This window comes from Mycobacterium sp. IS-1556, assembly GCF_001499985.1.
Classification (GTDB): Bacteria; Actinomycetota; Actinomycetes; order Mycobacteriales; family Mycobacteriaceae; genus Mycobacterium.
Map to the genome: position 1 here is coordinate 52,842 of NZ_LQIM01000002.1, position 19,301 is coordinate 72,142.

Annotated in this window: 15 protein-coding genes and 1 pseudogene; 10 read left to right on the forward strand and 6 right to left on the reverse strand. The window is 68.0% G+C overall.

Going from position 1 to position 19,301, the window contains the following annotated elements:
* Nucleotides 1-44: 44 nt before the first annotated feature.
* From AU187_RS03350 to proB, 9 genes are all read left to right on the forward strand, one after another.
* Nucleotides 45-2,723, forward strand: a complete 2,679-nt coding sequence (locus AU187_RS03350; RefSeq protein WP_197413468.1) for a valine--tRNA ligase — start codon at nucleotides 45-47, stop codon at nucleotides 2,721-2,723.
* Nucleotides 2,720-4,141, forward strand: a complete 1,422-nt coding sequence (folC, locus tag AU187_RS03355; protein WP_059102380.1) for a bifunctional tetrahydrofolate synthase/dihydrofolate synthase — start codon at nucleotides 2,720-2,722, stop codon at nucleotides 4,139-4,141. Before AU187_RS03350 ends, folC begins: the two co-directional genes overlap by 4 nt.
* An 83-nt stretch (nucleotides 4,142-4,224) precedes the next feature.
* Complete coding sequence (locus AU187_RS03360; protein ID WP_082683772.1) at nucleotides 4,225-4,566, forward strand: DUF4233 domain-containing protein; 342 nt, start codon at nucleotides 4,225-4,227, stop codon at nucleotides 4,564-4,566.
* A 24-nt stretch (nucleotides 4,567-4,590) separates the two neighbouring features.
* A complete protein-coding gene (gene ndk, locus AU187_RS03365; RefSeq protein ID WP_156442317.1) occupies nucleotides 4,591-5,010 on the forward strand; it encodes a nucleoside-diphosphate kinase in 420 nt (139 codons plus the stop codon).
* Nucleotides 5,011-5,316: 306 nt separating this feature from the next.
* A complete protein-coding gene (gene rne / locus AU187_RS03370) occupies nucleotides 5,317-8,016 on the forward strand; it encodes a ribonuclease E (RefSeq protein WP_059166236.1) in 2,700 nt (899 codons plus the stop codon).
* Nucleotides 8,017-8,208: 192 nt separating this feature from the next.
* Nucleotides 8,209-8,532, forward strand: a complete 324-nt coding sequence (rplU, locus tag AU187_RS03375) for a 50S ribosomal protein L21 (protein WP_059102384.1) — start codon at nucleotides 8,209-8,211, stop codon at nucleotides 8,530-8,532.
* Between the two features lie 13 nt (nucleotides 8,533-8,545).
* Nucleotides 8,546-8,803 carry a 50S ribosomal protein L27 gene (rpmA, locus tag AU187_RS03380; RefSeq protein WP_059102385.1) on the forward strand — a complete coding sequence of 86 codons (258 nt, stop codon included), beginning with the start codon at nucleotides 8,546-8,548 and terminating at the stop codon, nucleotides 8,801-8,803.
* Between the two features lie 76 nt (nucleotides 8,804-8,879).
* A complete protein-coding gene (obgE, locus tag AU187_RS03385) occupies nucleotides 8,880-10,328 on the forward strand; it encodes a GTPase ObgE (RefSeq protein ID WP_059166237.1) in 1,449 nt (482 codons plus the stop codon).
* On the forward strand, nucleotides 10,325-11,434 hold the full coding sequence (proB, locus tag AU187_RS03390; protein ID WP_059166238.1) for a glutamate 5-kinase: 1,110 nt from the start codon (nucleotides 10,325-10,327) through the stop codon (nucleotides 11,432-11,434). The genes obgE and proB overlap by 4 nt, the downstream gene beginning before the upstream one ends.
* Nucleotides 11,435-11,488: 54 nt before the next feature.
* On the opposite strand, the gene AU187_RS03395 is transcribed toward proB, so the two are convergent.
* The 5 genes and pseudogenes from AU187_RS03395 to AU187_RS03415 all read right to left on the reverse strand — a co-directional run bounded on the left by AU187_RS03395 (nucleotide 11,489) and on the right by AU187_RS03415 (nucleotide 16,551).
* Nucleotides 11,489-12,148, reverse strand: coding sequence for a hypothetical protein (locus AU187_RS03395; protein WP_231740463.1), 660 nt, complete (start codon nucleotides 12,146-12,148; stop codon nucleotides 11,489-11,491).
* 8 nt (nucleotides 12,149-12,156) lie between these two features.
* Complete coding sequence (locus tag AU187_RS03400) at nucleotides 12,157-12,996, reverse strand: NAD-dependent protein deacetylase (protein ID WP_059102388.1); 840 nt, start codon at nucleotides 12,994-12,996, stop codon at nucleotides 12,157-12,159.
* A 43-nt stretch (nucleotides 12,997-13,039) separates the two neighbouring features.
* A complete protein-coding gene (locus AU187_RS03405) occupies nucleotides 13,040-13,519 on the reverse strand; it encodes a hypothetical protein (protein ID WP_059102389.1) in 480 nt (159 codons plus the stop codon).
* Nucleotides 13,516-15,970 (reverse strand): annotated as a pseudogene (locus tag AU187_RS03410) (molybdopterin oxidoreductase family protein). Before AU187_RS03410 ends, AU187_RS03405 begins: the two are co-directional and overlap by 4 nt.
* Nucleotides 15,971-16,011: 41 nt before the next feature.
* Complete coding sequence (locus tag AU187_RS03415) at nucleotides 16,012-16,551, reverse strand: cysteine hydrolase family protein (protein WP_059102391.1); 540 nt, start codon at nucleotides 16,549-16,551, stop codon at nucleotides 16,012-16,014.
* A 43-nt stretch (nucleotides 16,552-16,594) separates the two neighbouring features.
* Between AU187_RS03415 and AU187_RS03420 the strand changes: the two genes are divergently transcribed.
* Entirely contained in the window at nucleotides 16,595-18,649 is a 2,055-nt protein-coding gene (locus AU187_RS03420) for an NAD(+) synthase (protein WP_059102392.1), read from the forward strand.
* Nucleotides 18,650-18,689: 40 nt separating this feature from the next.
* Here the strand turns inward: AU187_RS03420 and AU187_RS03425 are convergent, their stop codons facing one another.
* Nucleotides 18,690-19,298 carry a methyltransferase family protein gene (locus tag AU187_RS03425; RefSeq protein ID WP_059102393.1) on the reverse strand — a complete coding sequence of 203 codons (609 nt, stop codon included), beginning with the start codon at nucleotides 19,296-19,298 and terminating at the stop codon, nucleotides 18,690-18,692.
* Nucleotides 19,299-19,301: the final 3 nt, after the last annotated feature.

The following is a 19,301-nucleotide window of genomic DNA, read 5'->3' on the forward strand; positions in this document are numbered from 1 at the left end:
CACCGCGTGAGCTCGACCTCGCGCCGTCTCCCTAGAATTGCGGGGTGACCGCCAGCGCTCGTTCCGATTCCGGCACCTCGCCGGTGACCGCTCTGCCCAAGTCCTGGAACCCGGGCGAGGTGGAGAGCGACATCTACGAGGGCTGGGTCAGGGCCGGCTACTTCACCGCCGACGCGGCCAGCAGCAAGCCCGCCTACTCCATCGTGCTGCCCCCGCCGAACGTGACCGGCAATCTGCACATGGGGCACGCGCTGGACCACACGCTGATGGACGCGCTGTGCCGGCGCAAGCGGATGCAGGGCTACGAGGTGCTGTGGCTGCCGGGCATGGACCACGCCGGCATCGCCACCCAGACGGTCGTGGAGAAGCAACTCGCCGTCGACGGCAAGACCAAGGAGGATTTCGGCCGCGAGCTGTTCGTCGACAAGGTCTGGGACTGGAAGCGGGAATCCGGCGGCACGATCGGCGCACAGATGCGTCGCCTCGGCGACGGCGTGGACTGGAGCCGTGACCGGTTCACCATGGACGACGGCCTGTCGCGCGCGGTGCGCACCATCTTCAAGCGCCTCTACGACGCCGGCCTCATCTACCAGGCTGAGCGACTGGTCAACTGGTCGCCGGTGCTCGAGACCGCGATCTCCGACCTCGAGGTCAAATACGACGACATCGAGGGCGAGCTGGTGTCGTTCCGCTACGGCTCACTCAACGATGACGAACCGCACATCGTGGTCGCCACCACCCGCGTCGAGACAATGCTGGGCGACACCGCGATCGCCGTGCACCCCGACGACGAGCGCTACCGCGACCTGGTCGGCAAGACGCTGCCACACCCGTTCATCGACCGCGAGATCGTGATCGTCGCCGACGAGCACGTCGACCCCGAATTCGGCACCGGCGCGGTCAAAGTCACCCCCGCGCACGACCCGAACGACTTCGAGATCGGCCTGCGGCATGCGCTGCCGATGCCGTCGATCATGGACACCAAGGGCCGAATCACCGGCACCGAAACGGAATTCGACGGCCAGGACCGCTTCGAGGCGCGCGTCAAGGTGCGCGAAGCGCTGGCGCGTGAGGGCCGTATCGTCGCCGAGAAGAGGCCGTACGTGCACAGCGTCGGGCACTCCGAGCGCAGTGGTGAGCCGATCGAGCCCCGGCTGTCGTTGCAGTGGTGGGTCAAGGTCGACGCGCTGGCCAAGGCGGCCGGCGACGCGGTTCGCAACGGCGACACCGTGATCCACCCGTCCAGCCTCGAACCGCGCTGGTTCGCGTGGGTTGACAACATGCACGACTGGTGCATCTCCCGGCAGTTGTGGTGGGGCCACCGCATCCCGATCTGGCACGGACCCAACGGCGAGACGGTGTGCGTCGGCCCGGACGAGACACCGCCGCAGGGCTGGGAGCAGGACCCCGACGTGCTCGACACCTGGTTCAGCTCGGCGCTGTGGCCGTTCTCCACGATGGGGTGGCCCGAGCACACCGCCGACCTCGCCAAGTTCTATCCGACCACCGTCCTGGTGACCGGCTACGACATCCTGTTCTTCTGGGTGGCGCGGATGATGATGTTCGGAACATTCGTGTCCGACGATCGGGCGATCACGCTGAACGGTCAGCGTGGCCCGCAGGTCCCGTTCCAGAACGTCTTCCTGCACGGCCTGATCCGCGACGAGCACGGCCGCAAGATGAGCAAGTCGCGCGGCAACGGCATCGACCCTCTGGACTGGGTGGAGCTCTTCGGCGCCGACGCGTTGCGGTTCACGTTGGCGCGGGGCGCCAGCCCCGGCGGCGACCTCTCCATCGGTGAGGACCACGCCCGCGCGTCGCGCAACTTCGCCACCAAGCTGTTCAACGCGACCCGCTTCGCTCTGATGAACGGCGCCGCGCCCGCACCGCTGCCGGACGTCGGCGAACTGACCGACGCCGACCGGTGGATCCTCGGCCGAATGGAACAGGTTCGCGCCGAGGTGGATTCGGCGTTCGAGGCGTACGAGTTCAACCGCGCATGTGAGTCGCTCTACCACTTCGCCTGGGACGAGTTCTGCGACTGGTACGTGGAGCTGGCCAAGGTGCAGCTAGCGTCCCAGCAAGAAAGCAGTGTCGGCCACACGACCGCGGTGTTGGCGGCCGTGCTCGACACCCTGCTCAAGCTGCTGCATCCGGTGATGCCGTTCGTCACCGAGGTGCTGTGGAAGACCCTGACCGGGGGTGAGTCGCTGGTGATCGCCGACTGGCCGACGCCTTCCGGTTTCGAGCTGGATTCGGTTGCCGGGCAGCGGATCGACGATATGCAGAAGCTGATCACCGAGGTGCGTCGCTTCCGCAGCGACCAGGGCCTGGGCGACCGGCAGAAGGTGCCGGCGCGGTTGTCCGACATCGCCGGCGCGGACCTGCGGGCACAGGTGCCCGCGGTCCGGTCGCTTGCCTGGCTGACCGCCGACGGCGATGGATTCCACCCGACCGCAGCAATCGAGGTGCGGCTGTCCCGCGGCACCGTGACCGTCGAAGTGGACACGTCGGGCACGGTGGACCTGGCCGCCGAGCGGCGTCGGCTCGAGAAGGATCTGGCGGGCGCGCAAAAGGAATTGGCCAGCACCACAGGCAAACTCGGAAACGAGGCGTTCCTCGCCAAGGCGCCCGCCGACGTCGTCGAGAAGATCCGCGACCGTCAGCAGCTGGCGCGGGAAGAGGTCGACCGCATCACGGCTCGGCTGGCCGGCCTCCCATGACTGAGCCGGTTCCGACGCCGGACGAAATCGCAGCGCTTCTCCAGGTCGAGCACCTGCTCGACCAGCGCTGGCCCGAAACCAAACTCGAGCCGAGCACGACCCGCATCTCGGCGCTGCTGGAACTGCTCGGCTCGCCGCAGCGTGGCTACCCATCCATCCACATCGCGGGCACCAACGGCAAGACCTCGGTGGCACGGATGGTCGACGCCCTGCTGACCGCGCTGCACCGTCGCACCGGGCGGACCACCAGCCCGCACCTGCAGTCCGCCGTCGAGCGGATCTCGATCGACGGCAAGCCGATCAGCCCGGCGCTGTATGTGCAGACCTACCGCGAGATCGAACCGTTCGTGCAACTGGTCGATCAGCAGTCCGAAGCGGGGCTCCTCGGGGGGGAGGGCCCGCCATTGAGCAAGTTCGAAGTGGTGACCGCGATGGCGTTCGCCGCGTTCGCCGACGCGCCGATCGACGTCGCCGTCGTCGAGGTGGGCCTCGGTGGGCGCTGGGACGCGACGAACGTCGTCAACGCGCCCGTCGCGGTCATCACCCCGATCGGGGTGGACCATGCCGAATACCTCGGCGACACCATCGCCGAGATCGCCGCGGAGAAGGCCGGAATCATCACCAAGCAGGACGACGACCTCGTTCCGACCGACACTGTTGCGGTGATCGGCCGTCAGGCGCCCGAAGCGATGGAGGTGCTGTTGGCCCAGGTGGTGCGCGCGGATGCGGCCGTCGCACGTGAGGACTCCGAGTTCGCGGTGCTGGGCAGGCAGGTCGCGGTCGGCGGGCAGCTGCTCGAATTGCAGGGACTCGGCGGCCGCTACTCCGACATCTTCCTGCCGCTGCACGGCGAACACCAGGCGCACAACGCAGTGCTGGCGCTGGCGGCCGTCGAGGCGTTCTTCGGCGCCGGCGCAGAACGCCAACTCGACGTGGACGCGGTCCGGGCGGGCTTCGCCGCGGTGACCAGTCCGGGGCGACTGGAGCGGATGCGCAGCGCACCAACGGTTTTCATTGATGCCGCCCATAATCCGGCGGGTGCTGCGGCGCTGGCGCAGGCGCTGCAGGAGGAGTTCGACTTCCGCTTCCTCGTCGGCGTCGTTTCGGTGATGGGCGACAAGGACGTCGACGGCATCCTGGCAGCGCTGGAGCCGGCGTTCGACCAGATCGTCATCACCCACAACGGATCCCCCCGCGCGCTCGACGTCGAGGCGCTGGCGGTGCGGGCCGAGGAGAGGTTCGGCCCCGAACGGGTGGTCACCGCCGCCACGCTGCCCGACGCGATCGAGACCGCCACCGCGATCGTCGAGGATGCCAGTGACGAGGGCGAACTGTTCGGCGGCGCCGGGATGGTGATCACCGGCTCGGTGGTCACCGCCGGAGCGGCGCGCACGCTGTTCGGAAAGGACCCGCAGTGACCGACCCTGCGCCCCAGCCGCAACCCGATCCCGATGCCGCCGGCTCCGCGGCTCCGGACCCGTGGCGGAGCTTCCGTGGCGTGATGGCGGGCACGCTGATACTGGAAGCCATCGTGGTGCTGCTGGCACTGCCGGTGGTCGGACGGGTCGGCGGCGGCCTGACCGTGGTCAGCGGCGGCTACCTCGTCGGGCTGGCGGTGGTGTTGGTGCTGCTGGCCGGTGTGCAGGGCAGACCATGGGCCATCTGGGTGAACCTGTTCATGCAGGTGGTGCTGATCGCCGGCGTCGTCGTGCACGGCGCGATCGGCTTCATCGGTGTCGTGTTCCTGGTGGTCTGGCTCGTGATCGCCTATCTGCGCGCCGAGGTGCTGCGCAGGCAGAAGCGTGGCCTTCTGCCGGGACAGCAGCAGCGTCCTCCCGAGTAGTGTTCGGCAGTTATTCTGTCGGCCGTGACTGAGCCGACTGAGCGGACCCTCGTGTTGATCAAGCCCGACGGCGTCAGACGACGCCTCGTCGGCGAGATTCTCGGCCGAATCGAACGCAAGGGCCTGTCCATCGCCGCGCTGCAACTCGTGACCGTCGGCGACGACCTGGCGCGCCGGCACTACGCCGAGCACGAAGGCAAGCCGTTCTTCGGGTCGCTGCTCGACTTCATCACGTCCGGCCCGGTCGTGGCGGCGATCGTCGAGGGGCCGCGCGCGATCGCGGCGTTCCGGCAGATCGCCGGCGGAACCGATCCGGTAGAGAAGGCCACGCCGGGCACCATCCGCGGTGATCTGGCCCTGATCACCCAGGACAACCTGGTGCACGGTTCGGATTCGGCGGAGTCGGCGGCCCGCGAGATCGAACTCTGGTTCCCCGGCACGTAGCAAGATCGGGGCCCAGCTCGCACAGCCTGGTCAGGCGGGTTGGCGTGATGTGGGATACTTGGCTCGGGTAGCCGGCCATCAACCGGGGCCGGACGCCCGAATGAAGACTTAGACGTGCGCGACCATCGCCACGCGTGATGCGGCGCCGACCGTCCAGCCATCATTCAGACCGGCACCGGGATGGTTCACCAGTGGACCGCCCGGAGCGAGACCACAACAAGCCCGGGCGAAGTCACCCGGGTCAATAGCGGAAGCCCTCGCGTGGCCGCGTCGATCGAGACGCGCCCGGGGGCTTAAGGAGAATACGTGGCCGAAGATGCCCCAACCGAAGACCTTTCAGAAGACACGCGACACGCGGAGGACAGCCAGCCGGAGGAGTCGGCGACCGAAACCGCCGACGCGGCCGGGCCTCCTTCCGACGGTGACCAGCCCGAATCCCAATTGACCTCGGAAGCGTCCGCGGCGAGCCCCCAGGAGCACGCCGACTACCTTCCGCTGTTCGTGGCGCCGCAACCCGTCCGGTTCGACTACGACGCTGACGCCGCCGACGACGATGACGAGGACGACGACAGCGACGACGGCCAGGACACCGACGATGACCAGTCCGAACGGCCATCCGGACGGCGTCGTCGCGGGGGCCGGCGCGGGCGGGGCCGCGGCCGCGGCGAGCAGAACGGCGACGACGCCGACTCCGACAGCGACAACGACCAGGGCGGCGAGCAGGACAGCGACGACTCGGACGACTCAGATGACGAGTCCGGTGACGACGAGAACGCCGGCGCCGACGGTGCCACCCGCCGCCGCCGCCGCCGACGCCGCCGCAAATCCGGCTCAGGGGACGACAGCGACGGAGGCACGTCGCCCGACGACCCGCCCAACACCGTCGTCCACGAGCGTGAGCCGCGGAAGTCCGCGAGGGGCGACAAGTCCGGCCAAAGTGGCGACGGCGAGATCCAGGGCATCAGCGGATCGACCCGGCTGGAGGCCAAGCGGCAGCGCAGGCGCGACGGCCGCGACGCCGGCAGGCGCCGCCCGCCGATCCTGAGCGAAGCCGAGTTCCTGGCCCGGCGCGAGGCCGTCGAGCGGATGATGGTCGTCCGCGACAAGGTCCGCACCGAACCGCCTCACGAAGGCGCCCGCTACACCCAGATCGCCGTGCTCGAGGACGGCGTCGTGGTGGAGCACTTCGTTACGTCGGCGGCTTCGGCCAGCCTGGTCGGCAACATCTACCTCGGCATCGTGCAGAACGTGCTGCCGTCGATGGAGGCGGCGTTCGTCGACATCGGCCGCGGCCGCAACGGTGTGCTCTACGCCGGCGAGGTGAACTGGGAGGCCGCTGGCCTCGGCGGGCAGAACCGCAAGATCGAGCAGGCCCTCAAGCCGGGCGACTACGTCGTCGTGCAGGTCAGCAAGGACCCGGTCGGCCACAAGGGCGCCCGGCTGACGACGCAGGTGTCGTTGGCCGGCCGCTATCTGGTCTACGTGCCGGGAGCCTCGTCGACCGGCATCAGCCGCAAGCTGCCCGACACCGAGCGTCAGCGGCTCAAGGAGATTCTGCGGGAGGTCGTGCCGCCCGACGCCGGGGTGATCATCCGCACCGCGTCGGAGGGCGTGAAGGAAGAAGACATCCGCAACGACGTCGAACGCCTCGCCAAGCGGTGGGCGGAGATCGAGGCCAAGGCCGCGGAGATCACCGCGAAGAAGGCCGGCGCGGCAGTCGCTCTCTATGAAGAGCCCGATGTGCTGGTCAAGGTGATCCGCGACCTGTTCAACGAGGACTTCACCGGCTTGACAGTGTCCGGCGACGAGGCCTGGAACACCATCAACGAATACGTGAATTCCGTTGCGCCGGAACTGCTTCCGCGCCTGACGAAGTACGAGCCCGTGTCACCCGACGGTCCCGACGTGTTCGCGGTGCACCGCATCGACGAGCAGCTCACCAAGGCGATGGACCGCAAGGTGTGGTTGCCGTCGGGCGGCACGCTGGTCATCGACCGCACCGAGGCGATGACCGTCATCGACGTCAACACCGGCAAGTTCACCGGCTCCGGCGGCAACCTCGAACAGACCGTCACGCGCAACAACCTCGAGGCGGCCGAGGAGATCGTGCGCCAACTGCGGTTGCGTGACATCGGCGGCATCGTCGTCATCGACTTCATCGACATGGTGCTCGAGTCGAACCGCGACCTGGTGCTGCGCAGGCTGACCGAAGCGCTGGCCCGGGACCGCACCCGACACCAGGTCTCCGAGGTGACCTCCTTGGGCCTCGTGCAGTTGACGCGCAAGCGGCTCGGCACCGGTCTGGTGGAGGCGTTCTCGACCTCGTGCACCCACTGCGGCGGGCGGGGGATCGTGCTGCACGGCGACCCGGTTGACTCCATGTCGAGCGCCGGACGCAAGTCCGACGGCGGTGGCGGTCGGCGAGGTAAGCGGGGTAAGCGGGGCGGGAAGTCCGACGATGTGGCGGTCGCCAAGGTGCCGCCGCATCCGGCAGGCGAACACCCGATGTTCAAGGCGATGGCGGCCGCCAACGGTCGTCACGACGAGGACGAGGACGAGACCGAGGAGCAGAAGCCCGTCGAGGAGGTCGCTGCGGCCGATTCGGAGGCCATCCGCGCCGCGGTGACCGAGACCGACGACGAGGACCTCGAGGACGAGGATTACGACGACTCGGACGAGGACTCGGACGACGATTCGGACGAGGACTCCGACGACGATTCGGACGAGGACTCCGACGACGACGAGATCGATCTGGATTCCGACGACGATGAGGACGACATCGACGACGACATCGAGGTCATCGACGAAGACTCCGACGAGTCCGACGACGACGATTCCGATGACGAGTCCGACGACGATTCGGACGAGGATGACGACGATTCGGACGACGACTCGCAGGGGTACGGCGCGAACGGGGCCCCATCGACGGCGACAACGGCCTCCGGTGGGCGGCATCGGCGCCGGGCGGCCGCTCGGGCCGCGGGTCCACCGGCCCACGAGGGCTGACCGGTGGCGTTCGCCGCCCACGACGCGTGACCTGCGGTGATTTGACCCTCGTCCGGCGACTCAAGTAGCCTTGAGCAGTTGTCGCCAGGCTCTGGACCAAGTGGAGTCGGCGACACTCCGAGATCCGGAAACCCAGACATGCGCAGCAGCAAGTCGCGCGCGCCCAGTGAACGACGTAGGAGTAGCAAGACGATGGCAGCCGAAAAGGTTACGTACGCAATCGTCAAGACCGGCGGCAAGCAGTACAAGGTCGCCGTCGGCGACGTGGTGAAGGTCGAGAAGCTCGATTCCGAGCCCGGCTCCAACGTCTCGCTGCCCGTTGCGCTGGTCGTCGACGGGGCGAAGGTCACCGCGGACGCCAAGGCGCTGGAGAAGGTCGCGGTCACCGGCGAGGTGCTCGAGCACACCAAGGGCCCGAAGATCCGCATCCACAAGTTCAAGAACAAGACCGGCTATCACAAGCGGCAGGGACACCGTCAGCAGCTGACGGTCCTCAAGGTCACCGGCATCAAGTAGGAGCGACGACGACATGGCACACAAGAAGGGCGCTTCCAGCTCGCGTAACGGTCGCGACTCCGCCGCACAGCGGCTCGGCGTCAAGCGGTTCGGCGGCCAGATCGTCAAGGCCGGCGAGATCATCGTGCGCCAGCGGGGTACTCATTTCCATCCCGGCACCAACGTCGGCCGTGGCGGCGACGACACGCTGTTCGCGACGGCTCCCGGCGCTGTCACATTCGGCAGCAAGCGCGGCCGCAAGACGGTCAGCGTTCTCCGACCAGAGGCTTAAGCTCGCGAAGGTAACGCTGCGGCGGTCTCGTGAGCTGACGGTCCGCCATGGCGTTTCTTCGAAGGAGTGATCACCGATGCCTCGGTTCGTCGACCGCGTCGTGATCCACGCGCGGGCCGGCAACGGCGGTAACGGCTGCGCCTCGGTCCACCGCGAGAAATTCAAACCGCTCGGCGGCCCCGACGGGGGCAACGGCGGCCGCGGCGGCAGCGTGGTGCTGGTCGTCGATCCGCAGGTGCACACGCTGCTCGACTTCCATTTCCACCCGCATGTCGTGGCGCCGTCCGGCAAGCAAGGCGCGGGCGGCAACCGGGACGGAGCCGCAGGTGCGGACCTCGAGGTCAAGGTCCCCGACGGCACGGTCGTGCTCGACGAGGACGGTCGACTGCTGGCCGATCTGGTCGGTGCCGGCACCCGCTTCGAAGCCGCCGCCGGCGGCCGCGGTGGCCTGGGCAACGCCGCGCTGGCGTCGCGTGCCCGCAAGGCCCCCGGCTTCGCGCTGCTCGGCGAAAAGGGGCAGGTCCGCGACCTCACGCTGGAACTCAAGACCGTGGCCGACGTCGGACTGGTCGGGTTTCCGTCCGCGGGCAAGTCATCGCTGGTGTCGGTCATCTCGGCGGCCAAACCGAAAATCGCGGACTACCCGTTCACCACGCTGGCGCCCAACCTCGGCGTGGTGTCCGCCGGTGAGAACACGTTCACCGTCGCCGACGTGCCCGGCCTGATCCCCGGTGCTTCGCAGGGCCGCGGTCTCGGCCTGGACTTCCTGCGCCACATCGAGCGCTGCGCGGTACTGGTCCATGTGGTGGACTGCGCGACGCTGGAACCGGGACGCGACCCGGTGTCCGACATCGACGCCCTGGAAGCCGAATTGGCCGCCTACACCCCGACGCTGCAGGGCGATGCGGCGCTGGGTGATCTCGGGGAGCGCCCGCGGGCGGTGGTGCTCAACAAGATCGACGTGCCCGATGCGCGCGAGCTGGCCGACTTCGTGCGCGACGAGATCGCGCGCCGATACGGCTGGCCGGTCTTCGAGGTCTCCACCGTGACCCGGGAAGGGTTGCGGCCGTTGACGTTCGCGCTGTGGGAGATGGTGTCGGCCTATCGCGAATCGCAACCCCCGGTGGTGCCGCGCCGGCCCGTCATCCGGCCCGTCGCCGTGGACGAGAGCGGGTTCACCGTCGAGCCCGACGGACACGGCGGCTTCGTCGTCCGCGGCACCCGGCCCGAACGATGGGTTGCCCAAACCGATTTCGACAACGACGAGGCGGTCGGTTATCTCGGTGACCGGCTGGCGCGGCTGGGCGTCGAGGAGGAGCTGTTCAAGCTCGGCGCCCGCCCCGGCTGCGCCGTCACCATCGGAGACGTCACCTTCGACTGGGAGCCGCAGACCCCCGCGGGGGTGGACGTGCCGATGTCGGGTCGCGGCACCGATCAGCGGCTGGAGCAGACCGACCGGGTCGGCGCCGCCGAACGCAAGGCCGCCCGACGGGAGCGGCGACGACCGGGCGGGGAACCCGGATGAGCGCACCGCTGAGCACCCGGGACGCGATCCGCACTGCGCGCAGCATCGTCGTCAAGGTCGGCACCACCGCGCTCACCACGCCGTCAGGGGTGTTCGACGGGCGCCGGGTGGCCACGATGGTCGATGCGATCGAAAAGCGCATGCAGGCGGGTTCGGATGTGGTGATCGTGTCCTCGGGTGCGATCGCGGCGGGTATTGAACCGCTCAAATTGTCCAGGCGACCGACGGATCTGGCCACCAAGCAGGCCGCGGCCAGCGTCGGGCAGGTGGCGCTGGTGAACTCGTGGAGCGCGGCGTTCGATCGCTACGATCGCGTCGTCGGGCAGGTGCTGCTGACCGCGCATGACATCGCGATGCGGGTGCAGCACACCAACGCCCAGCGCACGCTCGACAGGTTGCGCGCGCTGCACGCGGTCGCGATCGTCAACGAGAACGACACGGTGGCCACCAACGAGATCCGGTTCGGCGACAACGACCGGCTCTCGGCGCTGGTGGCCCATCTGGTGGGCGCCGACGCGCTGGTACTGCTGTCGGACATCGACGGGCTCTACGACTCGGATCCTCGAAAGGGCAACGCCCGCTTCATTTCCGAGGTGACGCGTCCGGAGGATCTGGACGGCGTGGTCGCCGGCCGCGGCAGTCATCTGGGCACCGGTGGCATGGCATCGAAGCTGTCGTCCGCGCTGTTGGCGGCCGACGCGGGCGTGCCGGTGCTGCTCGCCGGGGCATCGGACGCCGCCACGGCGCTCACCGACGCGTCGGTGGGCACGGTCTTCGCGCCGCGGCCCGAACGGATGTCGGCGCGCCGGTTCTGGGTGCGCTACGCCGCCGAGGTTGCGGGCGCTCTGACGCTCGACGACGGTGCGGTGCAGGCGGTGGTGCGTCAGCGGCGGTCGCTGCTGCCGGCGGGCATCACCGCGGTGTCGGGCCGCTTCTACGGCGGCGACGTGGTCGAGTTGCGGTCGCAGGACGCGACGATGGTGGCGCGCGGCGTGGTGGCTTACGACCACAGCGAACTTGCCACCATGTTGGGCCGGTCGACGTCGGACCTGCCGCCAGAGCTGCGCCGTCCCGCAGTACACGCCGACGACCTGGTGGCCATCTAGCAGGGATTTCGGTGTCCAAACCGTCGGTCAGCGATCGTTTCGACACCGAAATCGCTAAGAAAGGCGGGCCTGCAGCTTGCCGAGCACCGACCTGATCTGCTCGGCGCGTTCGTCGGCGTCCTCCATGACGTCGTCCTCGGCGGGCGTCACCGACACCGCGTGGGCCTTGGCGGTCGCTTCGAAGCACTGGCGGACGGCGGGATCGGCGAGGATCACCGCGGCGAACATTCCCGGAGCGAGTTCGCGGGTCCACAACAGGCCGTCGTAGCGCACCTCGGCGGGGATCCGGATCTCCAGCGCACCGCCTTCCAGTTGCTGCTTGGCCGCGGCCAGTAGCAGCGTCAGGGCGGCCCGCGAGATCGCGCCGAGCACCTTGCGACGGAACGGGAACCACGGCAGCGGCAGCTTGTCGATCTGCTTGTCGACGCCGCCGGTGAACAGGTACTCGATCAGGCTGCGGGTGCGGATCTCCTCCACTTTCGCCCACTCGACGGTGTCGCCGTCGAATTCGATACCGTCCTCGCTGATCGCCACCCCGCCGAAGTGGTTGAGCTTGCGTACCAGCCAGCGCAACTTGGCCGGCGTCAGCGAGTGCTCGGCGAGCATGTCCCCGACGCCCAGCGCCCACCGGCCGTTGACCGGTCCCGGTTCGGGCCGCCGCCGGTCCAGCAGCGCACGCAGCCACGAGGCGTCGTCGTCGGTGGTTTCCGTCACGCCGTCATTCAAGCCGAAGTGGCGACCTCGGGCAGCTCGTCGGCCAACAACGCCAGCATGGGGGAGCACCCGTTGTCGATCTTCACGGTCGCCAAGCCATCGCCGCGAGTCGGTCCGCGGTTGACGATCGCGATCGGCATGCCCGCCGCCGCGGCGTGCCGCACGAACCGGTAACCCGAATACACCGTCAACGAGGATCCCGCCACCAGCAGCGCATCTGCCGCGTCGACCAAAGAATATGCTTGCGCGACACGGTGCTTGGGCACATTTTCGCCGAAGTAGACGATGTCGGGTTTGAGCATCCCGCCACACTCGGGGCAGTCGACGATGCGGAACGACGCGGTGTCGCGGACGACGGCATCGGCGTCCGGAGCGACAGCGATGCCACCGACGGATCGAGCGGCCTGCCGGGCGAATCCCGGATTGGCTGCCTCCAGCAGATCGGCGAGCACGGCCCGCGGCATCGTGTGCCCGCAGTCCAGGCAGATCACCTGCGCGTAGGTGCCGTGCAGGTTGACGACGTTGCCGCTGCCCGCCTTGGTGTGCAGCAGGTCGACGTTCTGGGTAAGCAGCCCCGACACCACGCCCGCGGCTTCCAGCGCGGCGAGGGCTCGGTGGCCGGCGTTGGGCAGCGTGGCGTCCATGTGGCGCCAGCCGAGGTGGTTACGGGCCCAGTAGCGCTGGCGGAACACCGGGTCGCCGGTGAACTGCCGGATGGTCATCGGATTGCTCGGCGGCGAGTCCGGGCCGCGGTAGTCGGGGATGCCCGAGTCGGTGGAGATGCCCGCACCGGTGAGCACGGCGACCCGGCGGCCACGCAACAGGGCGACGAGCTCGGGCGCTTCCACGTGATCGAGAGTAGGCGCTGTCCGGGCCGTCGAGGGCGCAGAGTCAGTTCATCAGGGCCTGCGGCGACAGCTCCTTGAGCATCGCATTGGCCCAGCGCATCTGCCGCAGCGCCTGCGGATGGCACCGCTGGGTCAGCTTCAGCAGCCGGTCGTCCTTGGCGGCCTGCGCGCCCTGCCCCAGCAGCTCCCAGTCGAGGGAAACGCCGGCCGCCAGGCGGTGCAGCCGCCGCAGGTCGGCGAGCAACAGCAGCGCGGGTTCGGGGCGGCGGCCGACGCGGTCGCTGATCCACTGCTGCGCGGACTCGGTGATCGCCGACGTGCGGGGGTGAGCGCGCAGTCGAACACCGTAGCGCCGGCCGGTTTCGGCGATCAGCTCCAGATGCTCGCGTGACCAGCCGGCAAGACCGAGCGCCACATAGTAGATGGCTTGGTCGTTGTGGTGCCGCGCGGCGGTCGCGTCCAGCGAGCGGGCCAGCCGCAGTTCCGACCGGTGCAACTCCCGCAGCGCCATGCCGAGTTTCATGGTGTCTCCGAAGAGGTCAGGGATTCAGTCGCTTCGGCCGCCGCGCCTCCGCTTGTCGCATCGACGCCGTCGGAAACCGGTGCCGAGGCGGCGGTGGTCGGCGCTGGAGCAGGTGATGACGAACCGGTTACCCGGCGCAGGCTCGCCGCCGCGGTCTTGTAGACGGGCTGTTTGGACACCGGATCCCAGTCCGTGATGGTCAGCTCGTTGGCGGCGCGGTGATGACCGTCGTCGACATCGACATCCCAATAGCCGTAGTGGAACGGCAGGAACAGCACACCGGTGCGGATCCCGCAGATGCGGGCCTTGGCGGTGACCGAGCCCCGCGGCGTGCCGATCTCGACGACGTCGCCCTCTGCAATGGTGAGCCGTTGGGCGTCGGCCTTCGACACCTCCACCCACACCTCCGGGGCGGCGGCCTGCAGTTGCGGCGCGCGGCCGGTTTTGGTGCGGGTGTGGAACTGGTAGAGGGTCCGGCCGGTGATCAACGCGAACGGAAACTCGGGGCGCGGCGGCTCGTGCGGTGAAATGTATTCGGCCGCCTTGATGATCGCCTTGCCGTCCGGATTCATCGCGCGGTATTCGGTGGGCTCCAGTGGTGCACCGGTGATCAGGTCCTTGCCATAGGCCTCGCAGTAATCGGGTGAGGCCCAGAACCGGCCGTTGGCGTACAGTCGCTCCGTTCCGTCGGGATTGTCTGCGTTGCAAGGCCATTGGATGCCGGCGGAGCCACGGAGCTTGTCGTAGCTCAGGCCGGTGTAGTCGCACGGGCGGCCGGCGCTGCAGCGTTTCCATGCTTCGAACGCCGATTCGGCGTCGGTCCACGACGGCAGCGGTGCGCCGTCGTTGTCGCGGAAGTCCATCCGGCGCGCGTAGTCGAGGAAGATGTCCAGGTCGGGCCGAGCCGCGCCGGGCGGATCGACGGCTTTCTCCGAAAGGTGAACGGTGCGGTCGGCGTTGGTGAAGGTGCCGGTCTTCTCACCCCACGCCGCGGCGGGCAGGACCACATCGGCGAGTTCGGTCGTCTCGGTGCGGAAGATGTCCTGCACGATCACAAAAAGCCGGTCCTGGCCCAGAATGCCTCGAATACGTCGCAGCTCGGGAAGCGATACGGCGGGGTTGGTGGCGCTGATCCACAGCAGGCGCAGCGTGCCCTGCTCGGCGTAACGGAACATCTGCATCGCGTGCGTCGGCGGCGCGTAGTGCGGAATCTGCAGTGCGTCGATGTTCCACAGTCGGGCGAGCTCTTCGATGTGGGAGTCGTTGGACCAGTTGCGGAATCCCGCCAGATCGCCGTCCGCGCCGCATTCGCGGGTGTTCTCGGCCGTGGGTTGGCCATTCATCTGCAGGATTCCGCAGCCCGGCTTGCCCAGCATTCCGCGGACGATGTGAATGTTGTTGACCTGCACCGCCGCCGCCGTCGCCTGATGGGACTGGTAAAAGCCCTGCAGGACCGTCGAGAGTAGCCGCTGCGCGGTGCCGAGCCGCCGAGCCGCCTCCCTGATGTCCTCGGCGGGCACGTCGCAGATCTTCGCCACGCGCTCGGCCGGGAACTCGGCCACCCGCTTTCGCAGTTCGTCGAAGCCGACGGCGTGGGCGTCGACGTAGTCATGGTCCACCCAGTCGTTGCGAAGAATTTCGTGCAACAGTCCGTTTCATCAACGCCACGTTGGTCCCGGGCAGCGGCGCGAGATGCACTGTGGCGGCCTGCGCGACGGGTGTCGGCCGGGGGTCGACGCACACGATGGCGGGTGGGTCGTCACCGGCGAGTCGGTCGAGCATTCGCATCCACAACACGGTTTGGGTTTCGGCGACGTTGTGCCCGAAAAGGGCGATCACGTCGGCGTGGTCGACGTCGGTGTACGAACCGGGCTGGCCGTCGCAGCCGAACGATTCCTTGAGCGCCTCGGCGGCGGTTGCGGTGCACAACCGGGTGTTGCCGTCGACGTGGTTGGTGCCGATCGCCCCGTGGGCGATCACGCCCTGCGTGTAGTACTCCTCGAGAAACAGCTGACCGCTGGTATAGAACCCGAATGCGCTCGGTCCCACCGTTTCGAGCAGCTCTTTGCTGCGGCGGACGATCCGGTTCATCGCTGTGTCCCAGTCGGTTTCGACCAGCTTGCCGTTCTCGCGCACCAGCGGCATGGTGAGCCGGTCGGTCGACGCGTTGGCCTGCCACCCGAAGAGATCCTTGGTGTCGACCCGGCCGCGGTTGACGCGATCGACGGACCGGCCTCGAATGCCGACGATGCGGCCGTCTTTGACCGCGATGTCGAGGCCGTCACCGTTGGAATGCAGCACAGACGCCGACTGCACCCATCGGTCGACCGCATCGGGGGCCAGCCCGTCGGCCAGGTGCATGTCGACGCGTTCTGGCCAATGTTCGCCTTTTCCGTAAGGCGTCCGAGTGCCCCACGGTTCGGCGATCCGATCGCGCTTGGTGTTGATCATCGGTTTGGTCGGGCTACCCGCGAACCGCTACGTCAAACGCGTCACCGCAAACACTCTGCGACCGGGGTGATGTCGGCGCTCATATTGCTCTTCATCATGGTCAGCGCCGCGTCGCTGAGTTCCGGGTCGATGTGGGCGACCGCATCCGGCGGGACGACGACCGGAAAATGCCGGACGTAGGCGTCCAGCGCGGTGTAGAGGATGCACTGCTCGGTGACCTGGCCGGTGAGGATCACCCGCTCCGGCTTCAGTTGGCTCAGCAGGTACGCCAGCGCGGTGGCGTAGAAGGCGCTGTGACGCACCTTGGTGAGCATCCGGCAACCCTTGCGGGGCACTATCGGCTCGACCAGATCGGGGTGCTCACCTCGCAGCGCCGATTGCACGATATCGCCGAACTCCGCGCTGAAATCGCCGTAGTTGTCGTTGACGTAGATGAGGTCCACGTCGTCGCGATCGTGGGCCGTGTCGACGAGCCGGGCCAGCGGGTCGATGATCTCAGCGACGTGCGGAGCCAACTTCTCGGCGTCGGGGTGACGGTAGGTGTTCATCATGTCGATGACCAGCACAGCGGTCGCACTCATGGGGACTTGCATACCCCGTTCCGTTTTCGGGCAACAATGAGGCATGGACTTCTACTCGGCGTACCGGCACGGCTTCGTCCGCGTCGCCGCCTGTACGCACCATACGGCGCTCGCCGACCCGCAGGCCAACGCCGAGTCCGTGCTGCGGATGGCGCGCGACTGCCACGACGACAGCGTGGCGCTTGCGGTCTTCCCGGAGCTGACGCTGTCGGGGTATTCGATCGAGGACATCGTTATGCAGGACGCGCTGCTCGATGCGGTCGAAGACGCGGTGCTCGACATCGTCGTGGCCTCGGCCGATCTGATGCCGGTGTTGGTGGTCGGCGCGCCGCTGCGCTACCGGCACCGGGTGTACAACACCGCCGTGGTGATCCACCGCGGGCGGGTGCTCGGCGTGGCGCCGAAGTCTTACCTGCCGACGTACCGCGAGTTCTACGAGCGACGCCAGATGGCGCCCGGCGACGACGTGCGCGGGGCGATCCGGATGGGGCGCGGTGATGCCTGGGCGGACGTGCCGTTCGGCCCCGACCTGTTGTTCACCGCGACCGACATGCCGGGTTTCGTGCTGCACGTCGAGATCTGCGAGGACATGTTCGTGCCGATTCCGCCGAGCGCGTCGGCGGCATTGGCCGGTGCAACGGTGTTGGCGAACCTGTCGGGCAGCCCGATCACCATCGGCCGGTCCGAGGACCGCTGCCTGCTGGCCCGCTCCGCTTCGGCGCGCTGTCTGGCCGCATACGTCTATTCCGCGGCGGGGCCGGGGGAGTCGACCACCGACCTCGCCTGGGACGGCCAGACGATGATCTGGGAGAACGGCGAGTGCCTGGCGCAATCCGAGCGGTTCCCGAAGGCTGAGCAACGCTCGATCGCCGACGTCGACCTGGAACGGCTGCGCTCCGAACGCATCCGGATGGGCACCTTCGACGACAACCGGCGTCACCACGGTACGTCGACGGACTCCTACCGGCGGGTGGAGTTCCAGCTCGATCCGCCATCGGGTGACATCGGGCTGCTCCGGCACGTCGAACGCTTCCCGTTCGTTCCGTCGGATCCGCAACGGCTGGAACAGGATTGCTATGAGGCCTACAACATCCAGGTGGCCGGGCTCGAGCAGCGGTTGCGTGCGCTCGACTACCCCAAGGTCGTGCTCGGGTTGTCCGGTGGCCTGGACTCGACGCACGCGCTGATCGTGGCGGCGCGGGCGATGGATCGCGAACAACGGCCGCGCAGCGACATTCTCGCGTTCACCATGCCGGGGTTCGCCACCGGCGACCGCACCAAGGGCAATGCCGTGCGGTTGGCCGAGGCGTTGGGCGTGACATTCGACGAACTCGACATCAAGTCGACCGCGGAACTGATGCTCAAGAACATGGACCATCCGTTCGGGCGCGGCGAGGAGGTCTACGACGTCACGTTCGAAAATGTGCAGGCCGGCCTGCGCACCGACTACCTGTTCCGGTTGGCCAATCAGCGCGGCGGCATCGTGCTGGGCACCGGCGACCTGTCCGAACTCGCGCTCGGGTGGTCGACCTACGGCGTCGGGGACCAGATGTCGCACTACAACGTCAACGGCGGCGTGCCGAAGACGTTGATTCAGCACCTGATTCGCTGGGTGATCACGTCCAAGCAGTTCGACGAGACCGTCAACGAGGTCCTGCAGTCGGTGCTCGACACCGAGATCTCCCCGGAGCTGGTGCCCGCCGGTGAGGACGAGGAGATCCAGAGTAGCGAATCCAAGGTCGGCCCCTATGTGCTGCAAGATTTCTCGTTGTTTCAGGTGCTGCGCTTCGGGTTCCGGCCCTCGAAGGTCGCGTTCCTCGCCTGGCACGCCTGGAGCGATCCCGCGCGCGGCGACTGGCCAACCGGCTATCCCGAGGACAAACGACCGGCGTACTCGCTGAAGGAGATTCGGCACTGGCTGCAGGTGTTCGCGCAGCGATACTACTCGTTCGCGCAGTTCAAGCGGTCGGCGCTGCCCAATGGGCCGAAGGTGTCGCACGGCGGGTCGCTCTCGCCGCGCGGTGACTGGCGGGCGCCGTCGGACATGTCCGCGCGCACCTGGCTCGACGAGATCGAGCGGGAGATCCCCGAGGAGTGACTGTGATTTCGGTGTCGTCGGGTGCGGTCAGCGCAACCAGCTATCCCGAAATCACGCCGATGCCGGGCACGAACCGGCCGACTGTCGCGAGGTAGTCGCGGTAACTGTCGCCGTGCGTCGCGAGCAGATACGGCTCTTCGACGACGCGCACCTGCGCCTCGATCGTCGCGACGAGAAGCGCGAAGCCGATGATAGCTACGAGATTCGGTGTGACGAGGGCGATTCCGAAGCCGAAAGCCATCATCGCGGTGAAGATCGGGTTACGCACCCGGGCGAACACGCCGCTGCGGATCAGAGTCGTGGTCTCGCTTGCGTCGACGCCGATCCGCCAGGAGTCGCCCATGTCGAACTGCGCGTAGAGCGTTGCGCCGATGCCCGCCACGGCCAACGCGATGCCGACGACGTTCAGCCACGGCCGGTCGAGAACTTCCAACGGCGCGACCACGCCGGCGAGCTGCAGGATGGGCGCGAACACGGCGGCGGCCATCGCGACGACGAACCCCACCCCGGCGAACCACTCGGGCGACAGCGGCCGCCCGCTGATGCCACGAAACCCGGTCGATCCGGTCCGGCGCCGTTGACGCCAACTGCGCCAACCGAATCCGAGTACGGCGAACAATCCGAACAGGACGAGTGCGATGATCGGCATGCT

Coding starts and splice junctions, on each gene's coding strand:
- rpmA (WP_059102385.1), top strand. CDS start 8,546: ATGGCACACAAGAAGGGCGCTTCCAGCTCGCGTAACGGTCGCGACTCC.
- AU187_RS03425 (WP_059102393.1), bottom strand. CDS start 19,298: ATGCCGATCATCGCACTCGTCCTGTTCGGATTGTTCGCCGTACTCGGA.
- AU187_RS03405 (WP_059102389.1), bottom strand. CDS start 13,519: ATGAAACTCGGCATGGCGCTGCGGGAGTTGCACCGGTCGGAACTGCGG.
- proB (WP_059166238.1), top strand. CDS start 10,325: ATGAGCGCACCGCTGAGCACCCGGGACGCGATCCGCACTGCGCGCAGC.
- rplU (WP_059102384.1), top strand. CDS start 8,209: ATGGCAGCCGAAAAGGTTACGTACGCAATCGTCAAGACCGGCGGCAAG.
- folC (WP_059102380.1), top strand. CDS start 2,720: ATGACTGAGCCGGTTCCGACGCCGGACGAAATCGCAGCGCTTCTCCAG.
- AU187_RS03420 (WP_059102392.1), top strand. CDS start 16,595: ATGGACTTCTACTCGGCGTACCGGCACGGCTTCGTCCGCGTCGCCGCC.
- AU187_RS03360 (WP_082683772.1), top strand. CDS start 4,225: ATGGCGGGCACGCTGATACTGGAAGCCATCGTGGTGCTGCTGGCACTG.
- obgE (WP_059166237.1), top strand. CDS start 8,880: ATGCCTCGGTTCGTCGACCGCGTCGTGATCCACGCGCGGGCCGGCAAC.
- AU187_RS03415 (WP_059102391.1), bottom strand. CDS start 16,551: ATGAGTGCGACCGCTGTGCTGGTCATCGACATGATGAACACCTACCGT.